Annotated in this window: 24 protein-coding genes; 20 read left to right on the forward strand and 4 right to left on the reverse strand. The window is 46.0% G+C overall.

All coding sequences use genetic code 11. The features are described from left to right. Window positions 1-7: 7 nt before the first annotated feature. A complete protein-coding gene (locus tag MKY10_RS02300) occupies window positions 8-400 on the forward strand; it encodes a 3-hydroxyacyl-ACP dehydratase FabZ family protein (RefSeq protein ID WP_017696166.1) in 393 nt (130 codons plus the stop codon). A gap of 32 nt (window positions 401-432) precedes the next feature. On the opposite strand, the gene MKY10_RS02305 is transcribed toward MKY10_RS02300, so the two are convergent. Further along, a complete protein-coding gene (locus MKY10_RS02305; protein WP_032678934.1) occupies window positions 433-597 on the reverse strand; it encodes a hypothetical protein in 165 nt (54 codons plus the stop codon). Between the two features lie 132 nt (window positions 598-729). Here MKY10_RS02305 and MKY10_RS02310 point away from each other — a divergent pair, with 132 nt between their 5' ends. The 9 genes from MKY10_RS02310 to MKY10_RS02350 all read left to right on the forward strand — a co-directional run bounded on the left by MKY10_RS02310 (window position 730) and on the right by MKY10_RS02350 (window position 8,152). Next, window positions 730-1,479 carry a phosphoglycolate phosphatase gene (locus MKY10_RS02310; RefSeq protein ID WP_003234424.1) on the forward strand — a complete coding sequence of 250 codons (750 nt, stop codon included), beginning with the start codon at window positions 730-732 and terminating at the stop codon, window positions 1,477-1,479. A 205-nt stretch (window positions 1,480-1,684) separates the two neighbouring features. After that, window positions 1,685-2,458, forward strand: a complete 774-nt coding sequence (gene pxpA, locus MKY10_RS02315) for a 5-oxoprolinase subunit PpxA (RefSeq protein WP_038427376.1) — start codon at window positions 1,685-1,687, stop codon at window positions 2,456-2,458. Between the two features lie 14 nt (window positions 2,459-2,472). Beyond that, window positions 2,473-3,687, forward strand: coding sequence for an NRAMP family divalent metal transporter (locus MKY10_RS02320; protein ID WP_339226118.1), 1,215 nt, complete (start codon window positions 2,473-2,475; stop codon window positions 3,685-3,687). 23 nt (window positions 3,688-3,710) lie between these two features. Continuing rightward, window positions 3,711-4,484 carry a putative hydro-lyase gene (locus MKY10_RS02325; protein ID WP_010886407.1) on the forward strand — a complete coding sequence of 258 codons (774 nt, stop codon included), beginning with the start codon at window positions 3,711-3,713 and terminating at the stop codon, window positions 4,482-4,484. Between the two features lie 44 nt (window positions 4,485-4,528). After that, a complete protein-coding gene (pxpB, locus tag MKY10_RS02330) occupies window positions 4,529-5,251 on the forward strand; it encodes a 5-oxoprolinase subunit B (protein ID WP_048654762.1) in 723 nt (240 codons plus the stop codon). Window positions 5,252-5,253: 2 nt separating this feature from the next. Next, complete coding sequence (gene pxpC / locus MKY10_RS02335; protein ID WP_003234419.1) at window positions 5,254-6,261, forward strand: 5-oxoprolinase subunit PxpC; 1,008 nt, start codon at window positions 5,254-5,256, stop codon at window positions 6,259-6,261. A 15-nt stretch (window positions 6,262-6,276) separates the two neighbouring features. Further along, window positions 6,277-7,029: an IclR family transcriptional regulator gene (locus MKY10_RS02340; RefSeq protein WP_014478857.1), complete on the forward strand. Its 753-nt coding sequence runs from the start codon at window positions 6,277-6,279 to the stop codon at window positions 7,027-7,029. 63 nt (window positions 7,030-7,092) lie between these two features. Continuing rightward, window positions 7,093-7,734 (forward strand): spore germination lipase LipC, encoded by a 642-nt coding sequence (lipC, locus tag MKY10_RS02345; protein ID WP_029317305.1) that lies wholly within the window; start codon window positions 7,093-7,095, stop codon window positions 7,732-7,734. A gap of 172 nt (window positions 7,735-7,906) precedes the next feature. Next, entirely contained in the window at window positions 7,907-8,152 is a 246-nt protein-coding gene (locus MKY10_RS02350; protein WP_003240256.1) for a YczI family protein, read from the forward strand. 5 nt (window positions 8,153-8,157) lie between these two features. Here the strand turns inward: MKY10_RS02350 and MKY10_RS02355 are convergent, their stop codons facing one another. After that, window positions 8,158-8,445, reverse strand: coding sequence for an antibiotic biosynthesis monooxygenase (locus MKY10_RS02355; protein WP_029726562.1), 288 nt, complete (start codon window positions 8,443-8,445; stop codon window positions 8,158-8,160). 150 nt (window positions 8,446-8,595) lie between these two features. Between MKY10_RS02355 and pbpC the strand changes: the two genes are divergently transcribed. From pbpC to MKY10_RS02375, 4 genes are all read left to right on the forward strand, one after another. Then, the gene (gene pbpC, locus MKY10_RS02360; protein ID WP_032678932.1) at window positions 8,596-10,602 is read left to right on the forward strand and encodes a penicillin-binding protein 3; all 2,007 of its coding nucleotides are present in this window, start codon (window positions 8,596-8,598) and stop codon (window positions 10,600-10,602) included. Window positions 10,603-10,702: 100 nt separating this feature from the next. Next, window positions 10,703-11,605: an aldo/keto reductase family oxidoreductase gene (locus tag MKY10_RS02365; protein WP_003234411.1), complete on the forward strand. Its 903-nt coding sequence runs from the start codon at window positions 10,703-10,705 to the stop codon at window positions 11,603-11,605. A gap of 185 nt (window positions 11,606-11,790) precedes the next feature. Then, window positions 11,791-13,875 (forward strand): mannitol operon transcriptional activator MtlR, encoded by a 2,085-nt coding sequence (mtlR, locus tag MKY10_RS02370; protein ID WP_061891251.1) that lies wholly within the window; start codon window positions 11,791-11,793, stop codon window positions 13,873-13,875. A gap of 211 nt (window positions 13,876-14,086) precedes the next feature. Continuing rightward, window positions 14,087-15,598: a class I adenylate-forming enzyme family protein gene (locus MKY10_RS02375; protein WP_061891250.1), complete on the forward strand. Its 1,512-nt coding sequence runs from the start codon at window positions 14,087-14,089 to the stop codon at window positions 15,596-15,598. Between the two features lie 19 nt (window positions 15,599-15,617). Here the strand turns inward: MKY10_RS02375 and MKY10_RS02380 are convergent, their stop codons facing one another. Further along, window positions 15,618-16,214, reverse strand: coding sequence for a class I SAM-dependent methyltransferase (locus tag MKY10_RS02380; protein WP_061891249.1), 597 nt, complete (start codon window positions 16,212-16,214; stop codon window positions 15,618-15,620). Window positions 16,215-16,368: 154 nt separating this feature from the next. Here MKY10_RS02380 and MKY10_RS02385 point away from each other — a divergent pair, with 154 nt between their 5' ends. The 5 genes from MKY10_RS02385 (at window position 16,369) to amj (ending at window position 20,202) form a co-directional block, all read left to right on the forward strand. Continuing rightward, window positions 16,369-17,229 carry an SDR family oxidoreductase gene (locus MKY10_RS02385; protein ID WP_033883707.1) on the forward strand — a complete coding sequence of 287 codons (861 nt, stop codon included), beginning with the start codon at window positions 16,369-16,371 and terminating at the stop codon, window positions 17,227-17,229. Between the two features lie 15 nt (window positions 17,230-17,244). After that, window positions 17,245-17,748, forward strand: coding sequence for a D-lyxose ketol-isomerase (gene lyxE, locus MKY10_RS02390; RefSeq protein WP_003234400.1), 504 nt, complete (start codon window positions 17,245-17,247; stop codon window positions 17,746-17,748). An 87-nt stretch (window positions 17,749-17,835) separates the two neighbouring features. After that, entirely contained in the window at window positions 17,836-18,387 is a 552-nt protein-coding gene (locus MKY10_RS02395; protein WP_061891248.1) for a GNAT family protein, read from the forward strand. Window positions 18,388-18,464: 77 nt separating this feature from the next. Continuing rightward, window positions 18,465-18,887 carry a pyridoxamine 5'-phosphate oxidase family protein gene (locus tag MKY10_RS02400; RefSeq protein WP_339226124.1) on the forward strand — a complete coding sequence of 141 codons (423 nt, stop codon included), beginning with the start codon at window positions 18,465-18,467 and terminating at the stop codon, window positions 18,885-18,887. A 505-nt stretch (window positions 18,888-19,392) separates the two neighbouring features. Beyond that, entirely contained in the window at window positions 19,393-20,202 is an 810-nt protein-coding gene (gene amj / locus MKY10_RS02405; RefSeq protein WP_014478868.1) for a lipid II flippase Amj, read from the forward strand. Between the two features lie 44 nt (window positions 20,203-20,246). Here the strand turns inward: amj and MKY10_RS02410 are convergent, their stop codons facing one another. Next, entirely contained in the window at window positions 20,247-20,537 is a 291-nt protein-coding gene (locus MKY10_RS02410) for a DUF3817 domain-containing protein (protein ID WP_014478869.1), read from the reverse strand. A gap of 184 nt (window positions 20,538-20,721) precedes the next feature. On the opposite strand from MKY10_RS02410, the gene lrpC reads away from it, so the two are divergent. Next, on the forward strand, window positions 20,722-21,156 hold the full coding sequence (gene lrpC / locus MKY10_RS02415) for a transcriptional regulator LrpC (RefSeq protein WP_003246585.1): 435 nt from the start codon (window positions 20,722-20,724) through the stop codon (window positions 21,154-21,156). Window positions 21,157-21,191 lie beyond the last annotated feature (35 nt).

Consider the following 21,191-nt stretch of genomic DNA (forward strand, 5'->3'; position numbering starts at 1 on the left):
ATATAAAATGAACTCATTATCTTTGCCTCACCGCTATCCATTTTTGTTTATTGATGGCGTGACGGATAGCGAGCCCGGCAAACATGCGGCAGCTTATAAGCTGATTAGTGTGAACGACTGGTTTATCACTGATACGCAAACAGAAATGCCGTTTTCACTTGTAATTGAAGCGCTTGCGCAAACCGCGGCTTTTACAGGAATTACAGATGAGAACAGCTTGGGATTATTGTCTTCGGTGAAGAAAGCGGAAAAGCTGGGAGAAGCTGTGCCTGGTGACCGGCTTGATCTTACGTTTGAAGTCACGCGCAATCGGCGCGGGTTTGTGTTCGGACATGCCAAGGCATCAGTTGGAGAGCAGCCTGTTGCTGAAGCTGAAATCGGCATCTATATTGAAAAATGAAAAAAACCCTTCACAACATTTTGTGAGGGGTTCTATTTTGTGTCGTAATCCCGTTCGCTTTGAGAGTTATCTCTTTGCTGGCGTTTGTGTTTTTCATCATTCATATTTTCCTTCAGCTCTTCATTAGGAATCGGATCGGTTAAGTCGTTGTGCTCGGGGTTTTCATTTGGTTTGTTTTGCTGTTTTCTTTCTGTCATGTTTGATCACCTCACCGTTTGTTTTCCTCTTATCCGTTCTCCTCAAACATAGGAAATCGCTTTTTTGTCCCGCTGGGTATAATGTATTAGAATAGAGAGAAGCACAACAAAAAGATAAAGAGAGGTACATATATGTCTGTTCAAAGAGAAGATGTAGATATCAAGCTGATCGCAATTGATATGGATGGTACACTGCTGAACGACGAGCAGCTGATCTCGGATGAAAACCGCAAAGCCATTCGTGAAGCGGAGGATAAAGGTGTGTATGTGGTGATCAGCACGGGCCGGACGCTGATGACGTGCAGGGAGCTGGCGGAATCGCTAAAGCTGTCATCCTTTCTAATCACGGCAAACGGCAGTGAAATTTGGGATTCGAATTTTAATTTGGTGGAACGGAAGCTGCTTCATACGGACCATATTCAAATGATGTGGGATTTGCGGAATAAGCACAACACTAATTTCTGGGCTTCTACGGTGAATAAAGTATGGAGAGGCGAGTTTCCGGAAAACATAACGGATCATGAATGGCTCAAATTCGGCTTTGACATCGAGGATGACGATATCCGAAACGAAGTGCTTGAGGAGCTGAGAAAAAACAAAGAGCTCGAAATCACAAATTCAAGTCCGACAAACATTGAAGTCAACGCGCTTGGCATCAACAAAGCTGCAGCCCTTGCCAAGGTTACGGAAAAACTCGGCTTTACAATGGAGAATGTGATGGCGATGGGCGACAGCCTTAATGACATTGCGATGATCAAAGAAGCGGGTCTTGGCGTCGCAATGGGCAATGCGCAAGACATCGTAAAAGAAACGGCTGATTATATCACGGATACAAATATTGAGGATGGTGTCGCTAAAGCGATTCGCCATTGGGTACTATAAAAAAAGAGAGTCCTAAGATGGACTCTCTTTTTTAGTTTGGCAGGTTTTATTCTGGGACCATGGTAGGTTTTCTGACAAAAGTATTTCACAAACTGATATGATTCACTTATAATGAAATAAAGTTCAAAAATTCGGAATAGTCGTTCCGAATTTCGGGACAATAAATGACATAAAGCATATCGTTTGCTTTGGCAGGAGGGATTCTGTGTTTCAGATTGATTTAAACTGTGATTTAGGAGAAAGCTTCGGAGCCTACAAGATAGGCCTTGACCAAGATATTTTAGAGTATGTGACATCAGCGAATATCGCATGCGGATTTCATGCAGGAGATCCTAGTGTTATGCGAAAAACCGTCGCGCTTGCAGCAGAAAGAGGCGTGAAAATGGGTGCGCATCCGGGCTTGCCGGATTTACTCGGTTTTGGGCGCCGCAATATGGCGATTTCTCCTGAGGAAGCGTATGATCTTGTCGTTTATCAAATTGGCGCGCTCTCTGGCTTTCTAAAAGCAGAGGGACTTCACATGCAGCACGTCAAGCCGCATGGCGCTTTATACAATATGGCGGCAGTCGATCAAAAACTGTCGGATGCCATCGCGAAAGCTGTCTATAAGGTTGATCCCGGCCTGATTCTTTTCGGTCTTGCTGAGAGCGAGCTCGTAAAAGCGGGAGAACGGATCGGACTACAGACCGCAAATGAAGTGTTCGCCGACAGAACATACCAATCGGACGGCACGCTGACACCGCGCTCCCAGCCGGACGCACTCATTGAATGTGATGATGCCGCCGTCACCCAGGTCATCAAAATGGTGAAAGAAGGGGCGGTCAAATCTCAGCAAGGACATGATGTGTCATTAAAAGCAGATACAGTCTGCATTCATGGAGATGGAGCCCATGCGCTGACATTTGCGCAAAAAATCAGAAAACAGCTCAAAGCGGCTGGAATTGAAGTGACAGCTATTTCAGAACAGAGGTCAACATAAAGGAGGAACAATAGATGGAGCAGCAGAAAAAGACAGCAGGAAAAAAAGCGGGCAGCTGGTCATTGCTGATGGGCGCCGCCTTTTTAATGGCGACATCAGCAATCGGACCGGGTTTCCTCACCCAAACCGCAACATTCACAAACACACTCGCAGCAAGCTTCGGTTTTGTCATCTTAATTTCTATTGTTTTAGATATTTTCGCCCAAACCAATGTGTGGCGCATCATCGCAGTTTCTGGAAAACGAGATCAGGAAATTGCGAATATGGTGCTTCCCGGACTGGGGTATTTCATCGCCATTCTTGTCGTGCTTGGCGGACTAGCTTTTAATATTGGGAATATCGGAGGGGCCGGGCTGGGACTTCAGGTGCTGTTCGGCATTACACCTGAAACAGGCGCTTTAATCAGTGCCGTTATCGCCATTTTGATTTTTGTCATCAAGGAAGCTGGAAAAGCGATGGACCGTTTTACGCAAATCGCGGGGTTCGTGATGATTATTTTAACGGTCTACGTTGCGGCGACGACAGCTCCTCCGGTCGGACAGGCAGTCGCAAATACATTCGTCCCGGAACACATCAGCATATTTGCCATTGTCACCCTAGTGGGCGGAACCGTCGGCGGTTATATCACATTTGCCGGGGGACACCGTTTGCTTGATGCCGGAATTAAAGGGAAGGAATCCATTCCGCAGGTGACAAAAAGCTCGGTTGTCGGCATTTTAATTACATCTGTCATGCGTATCGCTCTTTTTCTTGCGGTTCTAGGCGTTGTATCGAAAGGCCTGCACATCGATGAAAGCAACCCGGCGGCTTCTGTCTTCAAGCTGGCTGCTGGAAATGTCGGTTATAAAATTTTCGGATTGATCATGTGGTCTGCGGCGATTACGTCTGTTATTGGAGCAGCCTATACATCTGTTTCATTTTTCAAGACCTTTTCTCCAAAAATTGAAAAGAATTCACGCGGTATTATTATCGGATTTATTGTGGTTTCTACGTTAGCTTTTGTCACAATCGGCCAGCCTGCGAAGATCCTCGTCCTTGTCGGTTCACTGAACGGCTTAATTCTGCCGATTGCGCTCGGAACGCTGCTTGTTGCCGCCTACAAGAAAAACATTGTCGGTGATTATAAGCATCCGCTTTGGCTGACAAGCACAGGCGCGCTTGTAGTGATTGTAATGGCAGTTATGGGAATCTACACGTTAATTACACAACTTCCTCAATTGTGGAGCTGATATAAGTGGAGCAATTAAACAAAATGGCGCCAAAGGATGTACGTGCCCTGATACGAGAGGGGAAAATAAACGGGCCGACCGCAGGCATGTCCGGCGGCTACGCCCAAGCGAATCTTGTGGTTTTGAAAAAGGACCTTGCGTTTGATTTTCTGCTGTTTTGCCAGCGAAATCAAAAGCCCTGCCCCGTGCTGGATGTGACTGAAGCAGGTTCGCCTGTGCCGTCTCTGGCTGCGCCGGATGCTGATATCAGAACGGACTTTCCGAAATACCGTATTTACAGGCACGGTATCCTAACGGAAGAAGTATCTGATATTACGCCATACTGGGAGGACGATTTTGTCGGCTTTCTGATCGGATGCAGTTTCTCCTTTGAACAGGCACTAATCAATAATGGGATAGCTGTCCGGCATATTGATGAGGGGACAAACGTCTCGATGTATAAAACGAATATCGATTGTGTTCCGGCGGGGGCGTTTCACGGACAGATGGTTGTCAGCATGAGGCCGGTTCCTGAACGGCTGGCTGTACGTGCCGCACAAGTGACCTCGCGTTTTCCGGCTGTGCACGGAGGGCCGATCCATATCGGTAATCCGGGAGCAATCGGGATTCGCGATCTCGGGAAACCGGATTTCGGAGATGCCGTTTCCATTCGTGACGGCGAGGTTCCTGTTTTTTGGGCATGCGGGGTGACCCCGCAAGCCGTGGCTATGAATGTAAAGCCTGAAATGGTCATCACACATGCGCCGGGGCATATGCTCATCACAGATATTCGAGACGAGTCGCTTGCGGTGCTGTAACCTCTCGTCATCCTGATGAACCAGAAATAAAAGAGGTGAGAAAGATGACTGTACGATATCAAATCGAACAGCTCGGTGATTCTGCAATGATGATCCGATTCGGAGAAGAAATCAATGAACAGGTTAACGGCATTGTCCATGCCGCGGCCGCTTATATAGAAGAACAGCCATTTCCGGGATTCATTGAATGTATCCCGGCTTTTACAAGTCTAACCGTATTTTATGATATGTATGAAGTGTATAAGCATTTGCCTCAAGGCATAAGCTCACCTTTTGAGAAGGTCAAGCGCGATGTCGAAGAGCGGCTGGTAGAAATAGCCGAAGACTATGAGGTCAACCGCCGCATTGTAGAAATTCCCGTCTGCTATGGCGGTGAATTCGGTCCGGATTTAGAAGAGGTGGCGAAGGTCAATCAGCTGTCACCGGAGGAAGTAATCGACATTCATACAAACGGTGAATATGTGGTATATATGCTTGGCTTCGCGCCCGGTTTTCCTTTTCTAGGCGGGATGTCAAAACGCATTGCAGCTCCGAGAAAATCATCACCAAGACCGTCGATTCCCGCAGGTTCGGTCGGTATTGCGGGATTGCAGACAGGCGTTTATCCGATTTCAACGCCGGGCGGCTGGCAGCTGATCGGCAAAACGCCGCTGGCTCTTTTCCGGCCGCAGGAAAACCCGCCGACATTGCTGCGGGCGGGAGATATTGTGAAATTCGTTCGCATCTCAGAAAAAGACTATCACGCCTATAAGGAGGAGTTCAATTGAGCATGAAAGTATTAAAGCCCGGACTGCTCACAACGGTTCAGGATATAGGCAGAACGGGTTACCAAAAATACGGCGTTCTGGCCAGCGGCGCTATGGACACGGTTTCACTGCGCATTGCCAATCTGTTGATAGGAAACGGCGAAAATGAAGCAGGTCTCGAAATAACGATGATGGGGCCCGGTCCGTCGTTTCATTTTTCAAAACAGACACTGATTGCTGTGACAGGGGCGGACTTCACGCTGCGTATTAATGACGAGGAAGCGCCTTTATGGAAGCCTGTGCTCATCAAGGAAAACAGCACGGTCAGCTTTGGCCCCTGCAAACTCGGCAGCCGTGCTTATTTGGCGGCAGCTGGCGGCATTGAGGTGCCTGCCGTCATGGAAAGTAAAAGCACATACGTCAGAGGAAGCATTGGCGGACTTCATGGCAGAGCGCTTCAAAAAGAAGATGAACTGAACATTGGAGAGATGTCAGCTCTTTCGCAAACCATCCTTTCCCGCTTAAGTTCGCAGCTTGGAAAACAGGGATTTGCAGCACCGAAGTGGTCAGTCAGCCGCGGCAGATTTCTGCCATTGAAGAAGAATCCCGTCATTCGGGTGCTGGAAGGAAAGCAATTTGCCTTTTTCACAGAAGAATCAAAAACGCGTTTTTATGAAGAAGCATTTCGTGTCACGCCGCAGTCCGACCGTATGGGCTACAGGCTCAAAGGAGAACCGCTCGAACTGAAGGCCCCGCTTGAGATGGTGTCGGAAGCGGTTTCATTCGGAACAGTTCAGGTGCCGCCTGACGGCAACCCGATTATCCTGCTTGCAGACCGGCAGACGACTGGCGGCTATCCGAGGATCGCGCACATCATATCCGCTGATCTTCCGATTGTTTCCCAAATCATGCCGGGCGAGCACGTTCAGTTTGAGCCTGTGTCCCTCCAGGAGGCAGAAGCGCTTGCGGTAGAACGGGAACAGCATATAAAAGAACTGAAAACGAGAATGAAGATGGAATGGCTGACATAGCAAAGGGGATGAATGATGCAGAATAAAAATAAAACCGTAGTCAAATCTATGGCGCTGCTTAATTTGTTTTTGCATAAACCAAGCCTAACCTTAAGTGAACTGGTGTCGCTGACGGGAATGCCGAAGACCTCTGTTCACCGGATGGTCAGCTCCTTGGAGGAAATGGGGTTCCTCAGTCGGGATGCGTCCGGCGCTTATTCGCTGGGATTGGTGTTTTTGGAATTCGGACAGCTTGTCGCTGACAGGCTGGATATCAGAAAAATAGCGAAACCGGTGATGGAAGAGCTGTGCCGGGAAGTGGATGAGGCCGTGCAGTTGATCATGAGGGACGGCAATGAAGCGATATACGTTGAGAAAATAGAAGGGACACAGACTGTGCGGCTGTATACGGCGATCGGCAGGCGTTCCCCCCTATACGCGGGAGCGTGCGCCAGAAGCATTCTGTCCTTTCTTCCCCGTGAAGAAATCGAAGCATACATCAAACAAACCGAGCTCATTTCGATTGGCTCCGGAACGATTACCGATCCCGAAAAACTGCTTCAGGAGATTGATGCCTCTGTGCAAAATGGCTATACTGTCAGCTATTCAGAGCTCGAAAACTATACGGCTGCGATCGGCGCCCCGATCTTTAACCATAAGCGCCAGGTGGCAGCCGGCATTAGCATTGCAGGCTTTGAAGCGAGATTTACAGAAGACAGGCTGCCCTATTTAACAGAAAAGGTGAAGGACGCCGCTTTACAGATTTCAAGAAAAATAGGATATACATAAGTAGCCAATCTTTTCTCTGCTGCGTACATTAACGTATCGACGTTCAAGAGTGGAGGAAAGAACATGGTGCTTCGATATACAGCTCTGGGCGATTCCTTGACGACAGGGAGAGGCTCCGGGCTGTTTTCACCCGGCTTCGTCCAGCGTTTTGGGGACATGATGGAAGCTGACTTGAAAACAAGAACGGCAATAAACATATTTGCCAGATCAGGCCTGAATACAGAAGAGATTTTGGGACTCCTGTCATATCCCTATGTGCAAAAATGCATTCGAGATGCTGATATGATAACGATCACAGGGTGCGGAAACGATCTCATCGATTCGGTCTTAGCCTACCAAACCTCTAAGGATGAAACGATTTTCAGCCGTGTATCCGCCCATTGCCATGAGAATTTTGAAAAGATGATTGCCAAAATCGCCGAGATTAAAGGAGAAAATCCTTCCCCGTACGCCATTCGTGTGTTCAACTTATACAATCCGTTTCCCGAAATTGATATCGCCGGCAAATGGATCACTTCGTTTAATTCACATTTAGAAACACTTGCATCAGCACCCCATGTCAAAATCGCGGATGCCTATAGCATCTTCAAAGGCAAAGAACAGGAATATCTGTCCTTTGACGGTGTCCATCCGAACAGCAAAGGCTATCAAGCGATGGCTGAAGCCGTTCACAAGCTAGGCTATAAAGAATTATCAGTTTCATAGAAAACGCGCCTCATGACAGGCGCGTTTTTTATGTGTGATCGAAATATTAAAAGAAACTTAAAATTCTCTGTCTTCTGTTCTACAGACAAACAAAGTGCGCTAGAATAATGGAGGGCGTAGGCAAATATAGCCATAACGTTCAATATTTCGTATATAAGGAAGGATGGTCCTTTTGTTTCGGATTTTTAAAATGTCTTTTGCGGTTATCATTATTATACTGGCGCTTATTGCTTTTAACTATACGGAACACACCTCTGTTATCCAATCGGTCATGCTCGTCTTTCTTGGTGCGGTCATGTTTATGCAGGGGCTTGAAGAACGCAAAAAAGAAAATGACGGCTCAGGCGCTTTTAATATTTATACCGCCGTTTTTGTATGGTCTGTCTCCCTTATCGGTTTTACACTTCATATTATATAAATCTATTACACATCCTGAAAATGCTCGACCGTCGGGAACGGGGTATAGAACCGATGAAGCAAGGCTTTCCACTCTTGATACTCTGAAGAACCGCGAAAGCCTTCCGTATGGTCCTCAAGTGTTTCCCACTCCACAAGAAGCAGATATTTATGCGTTTCCTCTATGCATTTTGCTAACGAGTGAGTGATATAGCCCTTCATGCCGGAAATAATCGGCGCCGCTTGCCGGAATGCATCCTCAAACTCTTGTTCAAGGCCTTCTTTAATGTGAAGCATTGCTGCCTCTCTGACCATGCGATCCCTTCTTTCTGTCTTTTCAAATAGTCTACAGCAAACGATAGGAGATTTCTGCAAAATCGGTGAACTTTTCCTTCATTTTCAAAAAAATCTTGCACGCACCAATTCAATTAAGAGAAAATAACAAGTGGAAGGCAGGGGAAAGTCATGTTAAAAAAGTGTATTCTACTAGTATTTCTATGCGTCGGATTGATTGGGTTAATCGGATGCTCCAAAACAGATTCACCACAGGATCGCATGGAAGCATTCGTGAAACAGTGGAACGATCAGCAATTCGATGACATGTATCAAAGCCTGACTAAAGATGTCAAAAAAGAAATCTCCAAAAAAGATTTCGTCAACAGGTATAAAGCCATCTATGAGCAGGCCGGCGTAAAAAATTTGAAAGTCACTGCGGGAGAAGTAGATAAGGACGATCAAGACAACAAGACAATGAAACATATCCCGTATAAAGTCAGCATGAACACAAATGCCGGCAAAGTCAGCTTCAAGAATACTGCTGTGCTGAAATTAGAAAAAACAGATGACGAGGAGTCATGGAATATAGATTGGGACCCATCGTTTATTTTCAAGCAGCTGGCTGACGACAAAACCGTGCAAATTATGAGCATTGAACCGAAACGAGGCCAAATTTATGATAAAAATGGAAAAGGTTTAGCTGTCAATACAGATGTTCCGGAAATTGGAATTGTTCCCGGGGAGCTTGGCGATAAAAAAGAGAAAGTTATAAAAGAGCTCGCCAAAAAACTTGATTTGACTAAAGACGACATCAAGAAAAAGCTGGATCAAGGCTGGGTAAAAGACGATTCGTTTGTGCCGCTCAAAAAGGTCAAGCCTGACCAGGAGAAATTAGTTTCTGAAGCGACGTCATTACAAGGCGTAACAAGAACGAATGTCAGCTCCCGCTACTATCCGTATGGCGAAAAGACAGCCCATTTGACAGGCTATGTCCGCGCCATTACAGCGGAAGAACTGAAGAAAAAGAAAGAAGGAACGTACAGCGATACGTCTAACATCGGTATCGCCGGACTTGAAAATGTGTATGAAGACAAGCTAAGAGGCACAACTGGCTGGAAAATCTACGTGCCGCAAACCGGGGAAGTCATCGCTGAAAAGAAAGCAAAGGACGGCGAGGATCTTCACCTCACAATTGATATCAAAACGCAAACGAAGCTGTATGATGAACTGAAGGATGACAGCGGGGCGGCAGTCGCGCTGCAGCCGAAGACAGGCGAAACACTCGCCCTTGTCAGCGCGCCTTCCTACGATCCAAACGGATTTATTTTCGGCTGGAGCGATAAGGAATGGAAAAAGCTAAACAAAGATAAAAACAATCCGTTTTCAGCGAAATTCAATAAGACATACGCGCCAGGTTCTACCATTAAACCGATTGCGGCTGCTATTGGAATCAAAAACGGCACCCTTAAAGCCGATGAGAAGAAAACAATCAAAGGCAAGGAGTGGCAAAAAGATTCGAGCTGGGGCGGCTATTCAGTGACACGTGTGTCTGAGAGACTTCAACAAGTCGATTTGGAAAACGCCCTTATTACGTCAGACAATATTTATTTTGCCCAGAATGCGCTTGATATGGGAGCGGACACCTTCACAAAAGGCTTAAAAACATTCGGTTTTTCAGAGGACGTTCCGTATGAATTCCCGATCCAGAAATCGTCTATTGCAAATGACAAGCTTGATTCAGACATTTTGCTTGCGGATACAGGCTATGGACAAGGGCAAATGCAAATGTCTCCGCTTCACTTGGCAACTGCTTACACGCCATTTGTTGACAATGGAGACCTTGTCAAACCGACGCTGATCAAAAAAGATTCACAAACAGCTGATGTTTGGCACAAGCAAGTGGTCACGAAGGAAGGAGCGGCAGACATTACAAAAGGTCTGAAAGGCGTTGTGGAAGATGAGCGCGGATCAGCGTATCAGCCTGTCGTGAAAGGAATCACAGTGGCTGGAAAAACAGGAACAGCCGAGCTGAAAACATCAAAAGATGATAAAGACGGCACGGAAAATGGCTGGTTTGTCGGCTACGATTACAAAAACAAAGACCTGCTTGTCGCCATGATGATCCAAAATGTGCAGGACCGCGGCGGCAGCCACTATGTCGTTGAGAAAGCGAAAAAGCAATTTCAATCGAATTAAAATGTCTTTTTAAAAGGAGCGAAAGGAAAAAGAGGATCTGAGGCCGAATGAACTAGTAAGGGGCAAAACCCGGTTTATACAAAGAAAAGAGGGATTTTGCATGCAGCGTATTCAATTGGCGGAGGATCTTCAATTTTCAAGAGTCATACACGGGCTTTGGCGGCTGAATGAATGGAACTATTCAGATGCTGAACTTCTAAGCCTCATTGAATGGTGTATCGATCACGGCATCACGACCTTTGATCATGCGGATATTTATGGAGGCTATACGTGCGAAAAGCTGTTTGGAAACGCCCTTGCCCTTTCGCCTGGATTAAGAGAAAACATAGAGTTGGTCACAAAATGCGGTATCGTTCTTGAATCGCCTGAACGGCCCGCTCACAGATCGCATCATTATAACACAAGCAAATCGCATATTTTGGCATCCGTTGAGCAATCGCTTATGAACCTTAGGACGGATTATATCGATATGCTTTTGATTCACAGACCGGACCCGCTCATGGATCCGGAGGGGGTAGCAGAGGCGTTTCAGGCCTTGAAATGCTCTGGCAAGGTCAGGTACTTTGGCGTTTCAAATTTTAAAGATCACCAGTATCGGATGCTGGAATCATATTTGCCTGAGAAGCTCGTAACCAACCAGATTGAGCTTTCCGCATACGAATTAGAAAATATGCTCGACGGCACTTTGAACCTGTGCCAGGAAAAACGGATTCCGCCGATGGCTTGGTCGCCTCTGGCAGGCGGCAAAGTTTTCACTGGTGACACGGAAAAAGACCGGCGTGTCCGCACGGCGCTTGAATCCGTTCAAGCAGAGATTGGCGCCGCTTCATTGGACGAGGTGATGTACGCATGGCTGTATACGCATCCGGCCGACATCATGCCGATTGTCGGAAGCGGAAAGCGCGAGCGGATTTCCGCCGCGATAAATGCGTTGTCATACAAGCTTGACCAGGATCAATGGTTCCGCATTTTTACAGCCGTACAGGGTTACGATATTCCATAAAAAGCATCAGCTTACCAGCTGATGCTTTTTCAATATTGTCACACCGCTTAGTGCCAAATTACCATTTATAAGTGATTGATTCTTTCTTGAAAGCGTTTTATATTAAAAGGAAACCTCTCTATATCCTCTACTGCATCTCCTTGCGACTTCATCCGCACATCAAGATTGGCTAGGAGGTCTTTTTTATGTATATGACTGCCAGAGAACAAAAGCTGTTAAAGCACTTATTATTACAAAACAGATATATAACCGTAACTGAGCTTGCTGAGCTGATGCAAGTCAGCACGAGAACCATTCACAGGGAACTCAAATCAATTAAACCGCTGATGGAAACCGTGGGGCTTACGTTAGATAAACAGCCCGGTAAAGGGTTGAAAGCAGTGGGAAGTCCCGAGGATAAACAAAAGCTGCTTACTGATTTATCATATGAACAGCATGAATACAGCGCCGACGAACGGAAACTGCTCATTCTTTGTTCGTTATTAGAGTCTCAGGAGCCCGTCAAACTGTACACGCTTGCTCATGATCTCCAGGTGACGAATGCCACGGTCAGCTATGACTTAGATGAGCTCGAGAAGTGGATTTCTCCCTTCGGACTGACACTGATCCGCAAAAGAGGTTTTGGCATCCAGCTCATAGGGCCGGAGAATGCGAAACGGAAAATTGTCGGCAACTTGATTGTGAACCGTCTCGACATCCAAATGTTTTTGGAAGCGGTTGAATTAAACATCAAAGGAAAAACCGATTCTTCAGAGAAAATGTTCGGGGTTGTCAGCAAAGGTGAGCTGCTAAAAATGGAGCGCATCTTATTTCAGCTCAAAGAAAAAATCGCTTTTTCATTGTCCGACAGCTCCTATATAGCGCTCGTCGTCCATCTGACGTATGCGATCGAACGAATTAAGCTTGGGGAAACCATCACCATGGAGCAAAATGAGCTTGAGGAACTGAAGAATGCGAAGGAATACAGCTCGGCTCTTGAAATCGCGGGCGAGCTTGAACGTGCCTTCGGCGTGACGATTCCAGAGGCGGAGGTCGGCTATATTACAATCCATCTTCGAAGCGCCAATCGAAAATACAAAACAGAATACAAAGCGCAGGAAATTGAGCTGGAAACAGCCCTGCAAACAAAGCGGCTCATTGCTTTTATTTCAGACAAAATCAGAATGGATCTGACGAAAAACTACTCTTTATATGAAGGCTTGATTGCACATTTGGAGCCGGCCGTCAGCCGCATAAAAGAAAATATTGAGATATACAATCCGATGAAGGAACAGATCAAGCGCGATTATTTTCTGCTTTATATGGCGATCGAAGAAGGCGTCGAAAAGTATTTTCCGGGCATGTCCTTTTCTGATGATGAAATCGCTTTTATCGTTCTTCACTTTGGCTCGGCTCTTGAAATCAAAAAAGAAGAAGCAAAAGTGAAAGCGCTTGTCGTCTGCTCAAGCGGGATCGGCTCCTCGAAAATGCTTGCCTCCAGACTGAAAAAAGAGCTGCCGGAAATTGAATCGTTTGATATGTCATCCCTGATCGAGCTAAAGGGGAAGGATGTTCAAGCCTATGATATGATTGTGTCCACTGTACCGATTCCTTATGAAAACATTGATTACATCATGGTCAGCCCGCTATTAAATGAGGAAGACGCAAACCAGGTCAAGCAGTATATCAAGCGGAAGATTCCCCTTATTCTTAACAAAAAAAGAAGCCCGAAGGAAGAGGCGCAGCAAGCTGATGTACCTGACATGCTAGAGGCGGCGGAAAGCATAGGGCGGTATATGGAGGTTATCCAAGATGTTCTGCGCCATTTTACGCTAGCTCAACTCAAAACAAACCCGGACCATAGCATGCTTCTGCTAGAGCTTTTTCAACAGCTGAAGAAGGATGGCCTGATCCGTGATCCGGAAAAAGCCGCGGTTTGCCTGGCTGAGCGGGAGAAACAAGGGGGATTGGGAATCCCCGGAACAAACATGGCGCTTTATCATCTCAAAAATGATGAAATCGTCCTGCCTTTTTTCAAAATGTTTGATCTCAGCACCCCCTATGAAGTGGATGGCATGGACGGAAATACCCTCAGGATGACACGCATCCTCGTCATGATGGCGCCTAGCTCATTATCCGCTGAAGGCTCGGAGATTTTAAGCGCGATCAGCTCGGCAATTATCGAGAGCGGAGAAAGCATGGCGGGGTTTCAAGAAGAAGGAGAACAAGAATTGTATCAGCGGTTAAACCGCATATTTTTCACATGGATGAAAGAAAAAAACATACTGTAAACCTGCATGGCACACGTCAAAAATTTGGCGTGTGTTTTTCTGTGGAGGGGGAACAAAATAAGAAAATGTGGGACTATTTTATCATTCAGTATTGGAATAATTCCAAAATGAAATAGTTTTACAAGTTATCTTTTTTGGGTTAAAATGGGTGAGGTAAGGAAGAAAATCTAACAAATTATTGAAGATTCAAGAGAATATAGGAGATGACGATATGGAAACATTACAGCATCTGATTCTGCATGACATGCCGAATAGCGAAGATATAGAGGCTGTAAAAAGCGGAGACCATACACTGACATATAAAGGTTACCGTAAACGGATTAATCAGCTGGCGAATGCCATGCTTCAAAAAGGAATTCAAAAGGGCGACCGTGTTGCATTGCTTTGCAAAAACGGCCATCCCGCCTCAACTGTTATGTTCGCCGCACTTGAAATAGGTGCTGTTGTCGTACCTGTCAGCTGGCAGCTGAAACCATATGAAATGACAGGCATTTTAAAAGCAAGTGAACCGAAAGCAATGTTTTACGGAGCGGAGTTTAAAGAGACACTGGATGAAATTCTTCCTGAATTGTCCTCACTGTGTGTAACAATGGAAACAGGAACAGCTTACGAAACATCTGCTGAATTTGAAGCGCTGTTTGCAGGTCCTGATCATTTGCCAGAGACGGAAATGGTTTCACCTGATGATACAGCACTTCTGATGTTTACATCTGGAACAACGGGAAACCCGAAAAGATGCATGATTACACATGGCGGCATATACAGATACGTTAAAAAATCCAACAGCTCAATAGCACGCATGAAGGGCCTTCGTTTTCTCGCGTGCCATCCGATTTATCATACGAGTGCGCTCATTTGCATCATGCTTGGAACATTTGCAGAAACAACCTTTGTGTTTACAGAGGATCAAGATCCTGTTCACATGCTGAAGGTCATTGAAGAAGAGAAAATTCAGACCGTGATGGCTCTTCCTGTGTTTTACACGTATTTGCTTGAGGCGTGGGAAACGCACCAAACTGACTTATCTTCGCTTGTGATTTTAATGACAGGCGGAACAAAAGTGCCGAGCAGCCTAATCCGCCGCTATCTTGATATTGGCATTCCGCTTGCGCATGGCTATGGAAGTACTGAGGCTTGGGGCATCAGCACATGGACGCCTGATATGGGAATGGATAAAGCGGCATCTGCAGGAAAACCTGTGGCAGGTGTTAAAGTCAAAGTGGAAGATCCTCTGACCGGAGAAGAACTTCCTCAAGGAGAAATCGGCGAAATCGTTGTTCATACTCCATTCTTATTTAAAGGCTATGAAGACAATCCTGAAGCAACAGCGAAAGTGCTGCAAAATGGATGGTTTAAAACCGGAGATTCAGGATATGTAGATGAAGATGGCTTTATTTTCATCACGGGACGCTACAAGGATGTCATTATTTACGGAGGCGATAACGTCTATCCTGATCAGGTTGAAGAAGTTATCCAGCAGATCCCGGGAATCCTTGAAACGGCTGTGGTCGGTATTCCTGATCCGCTTTACGGTGAAAAACCGAAAGCTTTTATCGTGAAAAATGGCGGCCAGCGCATCACGGAAGAGGATGTCATTGCATTTTGTAAAGAACGCCTGTCCGCTTACAAAATACCTGAAGTTGAATTTGTTAACGAACTGCCGAAAAACAACCTTGGCAAGGTGAAAAAAGACGTCCTGCGCAATCAGGCTGTACATTCATAAAAGAAGAAGCCCGTCCACTTTATGTGGCGGGCTTCTTTGCAGTTGCACAGACGGAAAGCTCAGGCTTAATGTTCTTAAATTCTATATCAATGTCTTCGAAGCCGGCTGCTTTAAAGTCAGCAATCATCTGTCTTCCAAATGATTTGGTTTTCTCAGGACTGGCATCCGCTTCCCGCGGCTGCATCGTAATGGCTGCTTTGCCGCCTGGCTTTAATGCCCGATAAATCTGTTTCATGCCTTTTGTTTGGTTATTCCAAATGGTGTAGTTGTTAACGGAAATCACTTTATCATAAAACGAGGCGGGGAGAGGAAATGTCTCGATGCTTCCTTGTATCAGGCGCACACCCTTGGATTTCACTCTGCGGGCGGCCAGCTTCAGCATGGCCTCTGACACATCAATCCCATGAAGCTGAACATCCTTCTCGCGTTTCAGCACCTGCTCTATGCAGTATCCCGGGCCAAACCCGACTTCTAAAATGCTGTCCCCGCGCGTGATACCCAGCTGATTGATTGTCCACTGATTCAGTGTTTGATTTTCAGCAGCCATGATGTACCCGGCAATCATGCCGATGACGCCCTTTGGCCTGCTGAATCTTCTAGAAAGCATGTTAATCATTCAGCAACCAACCCCCTTTTTGAGTTATTTCCTCCAAGCGTTCCATGTGAAACATTTTTCTGATAAAGCAATGCGAAGGTGCCAAGCCATGTTTATCCAAAGAGTGTGTGAGGTACACAACAAATAGACATGAAAACAAAGGAGGAGAATCATCATGGCAAATTATCCAAAAGAACTGCCGGCACAAACTCAAAGTCGCCAGCCGGGAATTGAAAGCGAAATGAATCCGAGTCCGGTGTATGAGTACGAGGATTATAAAGGAGCAGACAAATTAAAAGGAAAAGTAGCTCTTATTACAGGCGGCGACAGCGGGATCGGACGCGCGGTTTCCGTCGCTTATGCAAAGGAAGGCGCAGACATCGCCATTGTGTATAAGGATGAGCATGAAGACGCTGAGGAGACGAAGAAACGTGTTGAACAAGAAGGCGTAAAATGCCTGCTGATTACTGGTGACGTAGGTGAAGAGGAATTCTGCAATGAAGCGGTTGAAAAAACGGTCAAGGAACTAGGCGGCCTTGACATCCTTGTCAACAATGCAGGTGAACAGCATCCGAAGGAAAGCATCAAAGAGATTACGAGCGAACAGCTTCACCGCACATTCAAAACAAACTTTTATTCTCAATTTTATTTGACTAAAAAAGCAATTGATTACCTGAAACCGGGCAGCGCCATCATCAATACGACATCCATCAACCCGTACGTAGGGAACCCGACACTGATTGATTATACAGCGACAAAAGGGGCGATCAACGCCTTTACAAGAACAATGGCGCAGGCGCTTGTTAAAGACGGCATCCGTGTAAATGCAGTCGCGCCGGGTCCAATCTGGACGCCACTAATCCCAGCTACGTTCCCTGAAGAAACAGTTGCTCAATTTGGGCAAGATACGCCGATGGGCCGTCCTGGACAGCCTGTTGAGCACGTCGGCTGTTATGTGCTTCTGGCATCAGATGAGTCCTCTTACATGACAGGACAGACCCTGCATGTCAACGGCGGAAACTTTGTGACGACATAAGAGGGAGTGAGACATATGGGCATCACGAAAGAAGAAGTGAACAGCTACTATCAAAAAGCAGGGATTGTATTAACGGACGAGGAAGTAGACCAAATCCAGCTGATGGATTACGGCTTAGGAAAAGAAAGAAAAGTCGGGCTCCAGCTCTTCGTCTACGTCAATACAGACCGTTATTGTTCAAAGGAATTGGTGCTGTTTCCGGGACAGACTTGCCCGGAACACCGCCATCCGCCGGTCGACGGCCAGGAAGGCAAGCAGGAGACCTTCCGCTGCCGCTACGGAAAAGTGTATCTTTACGTAGAAGGAGAAAAAACGCCGCTTCCAAAAGTTCTCCCTCCTCAGGAAGACAGAGAACACTATACGGTCTGGCACGAAATTGAGCTAGAACCGGGCGGGCAATATACAATCCCCCCGAATACAAAGCATTGGTTCCAGGCCGGGGAAGAAGGTGCCGTCGTGACGGAAATGTCATCGACGAGCACGGATAAACATGATATCTTTACCGATCCAAGAATATAAGGATGAGGCTTAGCAGCCCATCCTTTTTTGTATTGAAAAAAACAGAATCATCGATATAATGGGTAAAAAAGGAAAGAGGGCGAAGCGATGTTCACTTGCAAGGTAAATGAGCACATCACCATCCGATTATTGGAGCCGAAGGATGCGGAGCGGCTGGCCGAACTCATTATCCAAAATCAGCAGCGGCTTGGCAAGTGGCTGTTTTTTGCGGAAAATCCAAGCAGCGCTGACACGTACCGAGAAACAATCATTCCAGATTGGCGGCGCCAGTATGCCGACCTGAACGGCATTGAGGCGGGTCTCCTTTATGACGGCAGCCTATGCGGCATGATCAGCCTGCATAACCTTGATCAAGTGAATCGTAAGGCGGAAATCGGATATTGGATTGCCAAAGAATTTGAAGGGAAAGGCATTATTACAGCTGCCTGCCGAAAACTCATTACGTATGCTTTTGAAGAGCTTGAGCTGAATCGTGTGGCGATCTGTGCGGCTGTCGGAAACGAAAAAAGCAGAGCGGTTCCGGAGCGGATCGGGTTTCTAGAGGAAGGAAGGGCACGGGATGGCTTATACGTAAACGGCATGCATCACGACCTCGTCTACTACAGTCTGTTAAAGCGTGAATGGGAAGGCGAAAAATAAAGAGCACACTTTCTTGTTTAAATCTTCCCCGGATGTGGAAAAGTAACAGCGGAGACGTTAAAAAGGAGTGATTCGAGATGAATCAGCAAGACATTAAACAAAAAGTGCTTGATGTTCTAGATCACCATAAAGTAGATTCGCTCGCAACAGTTCAAAAGGGCAAACCGCATTCCCGCTACATGACTTTTTTCCATGACGGGCTGACGATTTACACACCGACAAGCAAGGAAACTCATAAAGCAGAAGAAATTGAGAACAACCCCAATGTCCACATTTTATTAGGCTATGATTGTGAAGGTTTTGGCGACGCATATGTCGAAGTTGCCGGAAAAGCCAAAATCAACAATTCGGCAGAACTCAAGGACAAAATATGGAGTTCCAAATTAGAGCGCTGGTTTGACGGCAAGGATGATCCGAATCTGGTGATTCTTGAAATTGAACCGGAGGATATCAGATTAATGAATGCCGGGGAGAAAACACCGGTCTCACTCGAACTATAAAAAATTTGTGTTTTCAGGGGCGATATGTTATTATGAATAGCTAGTAAGAAAAATAAGCAAATAAAAAAGAAAGTAAACTTCTTTTTTCTGTTTTGAGAGAGAAGCTTACCGCTTCCCAAGCAGCATAACCAGCTGCCCTTATTCTTTTCCTTCATAACAAATCGCCCCTAACGATGAGATGGAAAAAAGACTTTTTTGTTTTACAATTCACACCGGCGCGGCTTCGGAGCCGCAGTGACGATTGAGAGGTAGGGCTTTCGTTGTCTTGTGTTCAAGAAATTTCCATGGTGTTTACTTTCCAGAATGATTCTTCGGAACAATGCTTTATGAATCTAACCCGCCTGACTTGGCGGATGATATAATCTTTATTTGCGTATAGAAAAGAATAAGACAAACCGCCCGGCGTACGCCGGACGGTTTTTTTATTGCAAAAAACACATCGTACTGAAACCTCCTTGTCTTCTTTCCAGTCTTATCTCTAGGATGATATTGGAGGAAGAATAACGTGCATGTCATTACAACACAAGTACTTTTTATTTTTTGTTTTTTATTGCTGATTCACTCGATAGAAACCTTAGCCTATGCTACAAGGCTTTCCGGGGCCCGCGTTGGATTTATTGCGTCCGCGCTTTCCCTGTTTAATGTCATGGTCATCGTGTCCAGAATGTCGAACATGGTGCAGCAGCCCTTTACCGGGCATTTAATTGATGATGCTGGAAAAAACGCACTGGCGATTGTAGGGGACCAGTTCCGCTTTTTAATTTTCGGATCGACAGTCGGCACCATTTTGGGCATTATCCTGCTCCCGTCTTTTGTCGCTCTTTTTTCACGGGCGATTATTCACTTGGCGGGCGGCGGCGGCTCCGTTTTTCAAGTTTTCCGAAAGGGGTTCTCGAAACAAGGATTCAAAAATGCCCTTTCCTATTTGCGTCTGCCGTCTATTTCATATGTAAAAGGATTTCATATGCGCTTGATTCCGAAGCGTTTGTTTGTCATCAACATGCTGATCACATCGATTTATACGATTGGCGTGCTTTCGGCTTTATACGCAGGCCTTCTGGCTCCGGAGCGCAGTACGACAGCCGTCATGGCTTCGGGTTTAATCAACGGAATTGCGACGATGCTACTGGCCATTTTTGTTGATCCTAAGGTATCCGTTCTAGCTGATGATGTGGCAAAAGGAAAACGAAGCTATATCTATTTAAAATGGACCTCTGTCACAATGGTCACATCAAGGGTGGCGGGCACACTCCTCGCCCAGCTCATGTTTATTCCGGGGGCCTACTATATCGCGTGGCTGACAAAGTGGTTTTAATAAAAAAGGCTGGATCATAAAAATCCAGCCTTTTTTGCGTTCCCTTATTTATATTTCCTTAATCCGCGGTCGTACAAAAAATTTCCGAATGGGACGAAAGCGGCGACGAAGCCGGCAGCTGACCATTTCAGCGGCCATTTGACAGAGAAGGTTGCATAAGCCAAGACAAGTAAATACAAAATGAACAACCCGCCGTGAACCGAACCGACAATTGTCACCGCAAGCGGAAGGCCTGCCCAATATTTAAGCGGCATAGCGATGAACAACAGGATTAAGAGTGACATTCCTTCAATAAAACCCATCGTGCGAAGTCTTCCGATCGGCGTTTGCAGCATAAATCGCCCTCCTTGTGGACACGTTTTCATTTTATACTATAAACAATCTGGGGGGGCATATGACAGCTTTCAAAAAATGTTCGGAAAACATTCATTTTTACATGCCTTTTCTAGGGAACTGTACTTGTCATTTACAAAAATACCCGAGATAATGTGTACAAAATCAAAAAAGAAGGATGTTGAAATGAAACTTGACCAGATTGATCTGAATATCATTGAGGAGCTGAAGAAGGACAGCCGTTTGTCGATGAGGGAATTAGGCAGAAAAATTAAGCTGTCGCCTCCATCTGTGACAGAACGGGTAAGACAGCTTGAATCGTTTGGCATCATTAAGCAATACACGCTGGAGGTCGACCAGAAAAAACTGGGGCTTCCCGTTTCCTGCATTGTGGAAGCAACCGTTAAAAACGCGGATTACGAGCGGTTCAAAAGCTATATTCAAACATTGCCGAATATTGAATTTTGCTACCGGATTGCGGGTGCAGCCTGCTATATGCTGAAAATCAATGCCGAAAGCCTCGAAGCGGTAGAAGATTTCATTAACAAAACATCGCCCTACGCGCAAACCGTCACTCACGTCATTTTCTCAGAAATTGACACGAAAAACGGGCGCGGTTAGAGAGTGCCGCGTGAAGTCTGTTATAATAACAGGAT

This window comes from Bacillus sp. FSL P4-0290, assembly GCF_037975435.1.
GTDB classification, from domain to species: domain Bacteria; phylum Bacillota; class Bacilli; order Bacillales; family Bacillaceae; genus Bacillus; species Bacillus subtilis.

What these genes read in the sequence shown, in the direction of transcription:
- lrpC (WP_003246585.1), top strand. Translation starts at nt 20,722, where the DNA reads ATGAAACTTGACCAGATTGATCTGAATATCATTGAGGAGCTGAAGAAG.
- MKY10_RS02305 (WP_032678934.1), bottom strand. Translation starts at nt 597, where the DNA reads ATGACAGAAAGAAAACAGCAAAACAAACCAAATGAAAACCCCGAGCAC.
- MKY10_RS02355 (WP_029726562.1), bottom strand. Translation starts at nt 8,445, where the DNA reads ATGGTCAGAGAGGCAGCAATGCTTCACATTAAAGAAGGCCTTGAACAA.
- pxpB (WP_048654762.1), top strand. Translation starts at nt 4,529, where the DNA reads ATGACTGTACGATATCAAATCGAACAGCTCGGTGATTCTGCAATGATG.
- MKY10_RS02310 (WP_003234424.1), top strand. Translation starts at nt 730, where the DNA reads ATGTCTGTTCAAAGAGAAGATGTAGATATCAAGCTGATCGCAATTGAT.
- MKY10_RS02400 (WP_339226124.1), top strand. Translation starts at nt 18,465, where the DNA reads ATGAATCAGCAAGACATTAAACAAAAAGTGCTTGATGTTCTAGATCAC.
- lyxE (WP_003234400.1), top strand. Translation starts at nt 17,245, where the DNA reads ATGGGCATCACGAAAGAAGAAGTGAACAGCTACTATCAAAAAGCAGGG.
- pxpC (WP_003234419.1), top strand. Translation starts at nt 5,254, where the DNA reads ATGAAAGTATTAAAGCCCGGACTGCTCACAACGGTTCAGGATATAGGC.
- MKY10_RS02340 (WP_014478857.1), top strand. Translation starts at nt 6,277, where the DNA reads ATGCAGAATAAAAATAAAACCGTAGTCAAATCTATGGCGCTGCTTAAT.
- MKY10_RS02395 (WP_061891248.1), top strand. Translation starts at nt 17,836, where the DNA reads ATGTTCACTTGCAAGGTAAATGAGCACATCACCATCCGATTATTGGAG.
- lipC (WP_029317305.1), top strand. Translation starts at nt 7,093, where the DNA reads ATGGTGCTTCGATATACAGCTCTGGGCGATTCCTTGACGACAGGGAGA.
- MKY10_RS02385 (WP_033883707.1), top strand. Translation starts at nt 16,369, where the DNA reads ATGGCAAATTATCCAAAAGAACTGCCGGCACAAACTCAAAGTCGCCAG.
- mtlR (WP_061891251.1), top strand. Translation starts at nt 11,791, where the DNA reads ATGTATATGACTGCCAGAGAACAAAAGCTGTTAAAGCACTTATTATTA.
- MKY10_RS02380 (WP_061891249.1), bottom strand. Translation starts at nt 16,214, where the DNA reads ATGATTAACATGCTTTCTAGAAGATTCAGCAGGCCAAAGGGCGTCATC.
- MKY10_RS02320 (WP_339226118.1), top strand. Translation starts at nt 2,473, where the DNA reads ATGGAGCAGCAGAAAAAGACAGCAGGAAAAAAAGCGGGCAGCTGGTCA.
- MKY10_RS02300 (WP_017696166.1), top strand. Translation starts at nt 8, where the DNA reads ATGAACTCATTATCTTTGCCTCACCGCTATCCATTTTTGTTTATTGAT.
- MKY10_RS02365 (WP_003234411.1), top strand. Translation starts at nt 10,703, where the DNA reads ATGCAGCGTATTCAATTGGCGGAGGATCTTCAATTTTCAAGAGTCATA.
- MKY10_RS02325 (WP_010886407.1), top strand. Translation starts at nt 3,711, where the DNA reads ATGGCGCCAAAGGATGTACGTGCCCTGATACGAGAGGGGAAAATAAAC.
- MKY10_RS02410 (WP_014478869.1), bottom strand. Translation starts at nt 20,537, where the DNA reads ATGCTGCAAACGCCGATCGGAAGACTTCGCACGATGGGTTTTATTGAA.
- MKY10_RS02375 (WP_061891250.1), top strand. Translation starts at nt 14,087, where the DNA reads ATGGAAACATTACAGCATCTGATTCTGCATGACATGCCGAATAGCGAA.
- pbpC (WP_032678932.1), top strand. Translation starts at nt 8,596, where the DNA reads ATGTTAAAAAAGTGTATTCTACTAGTATTTCTATGCGTCGGATTGATT.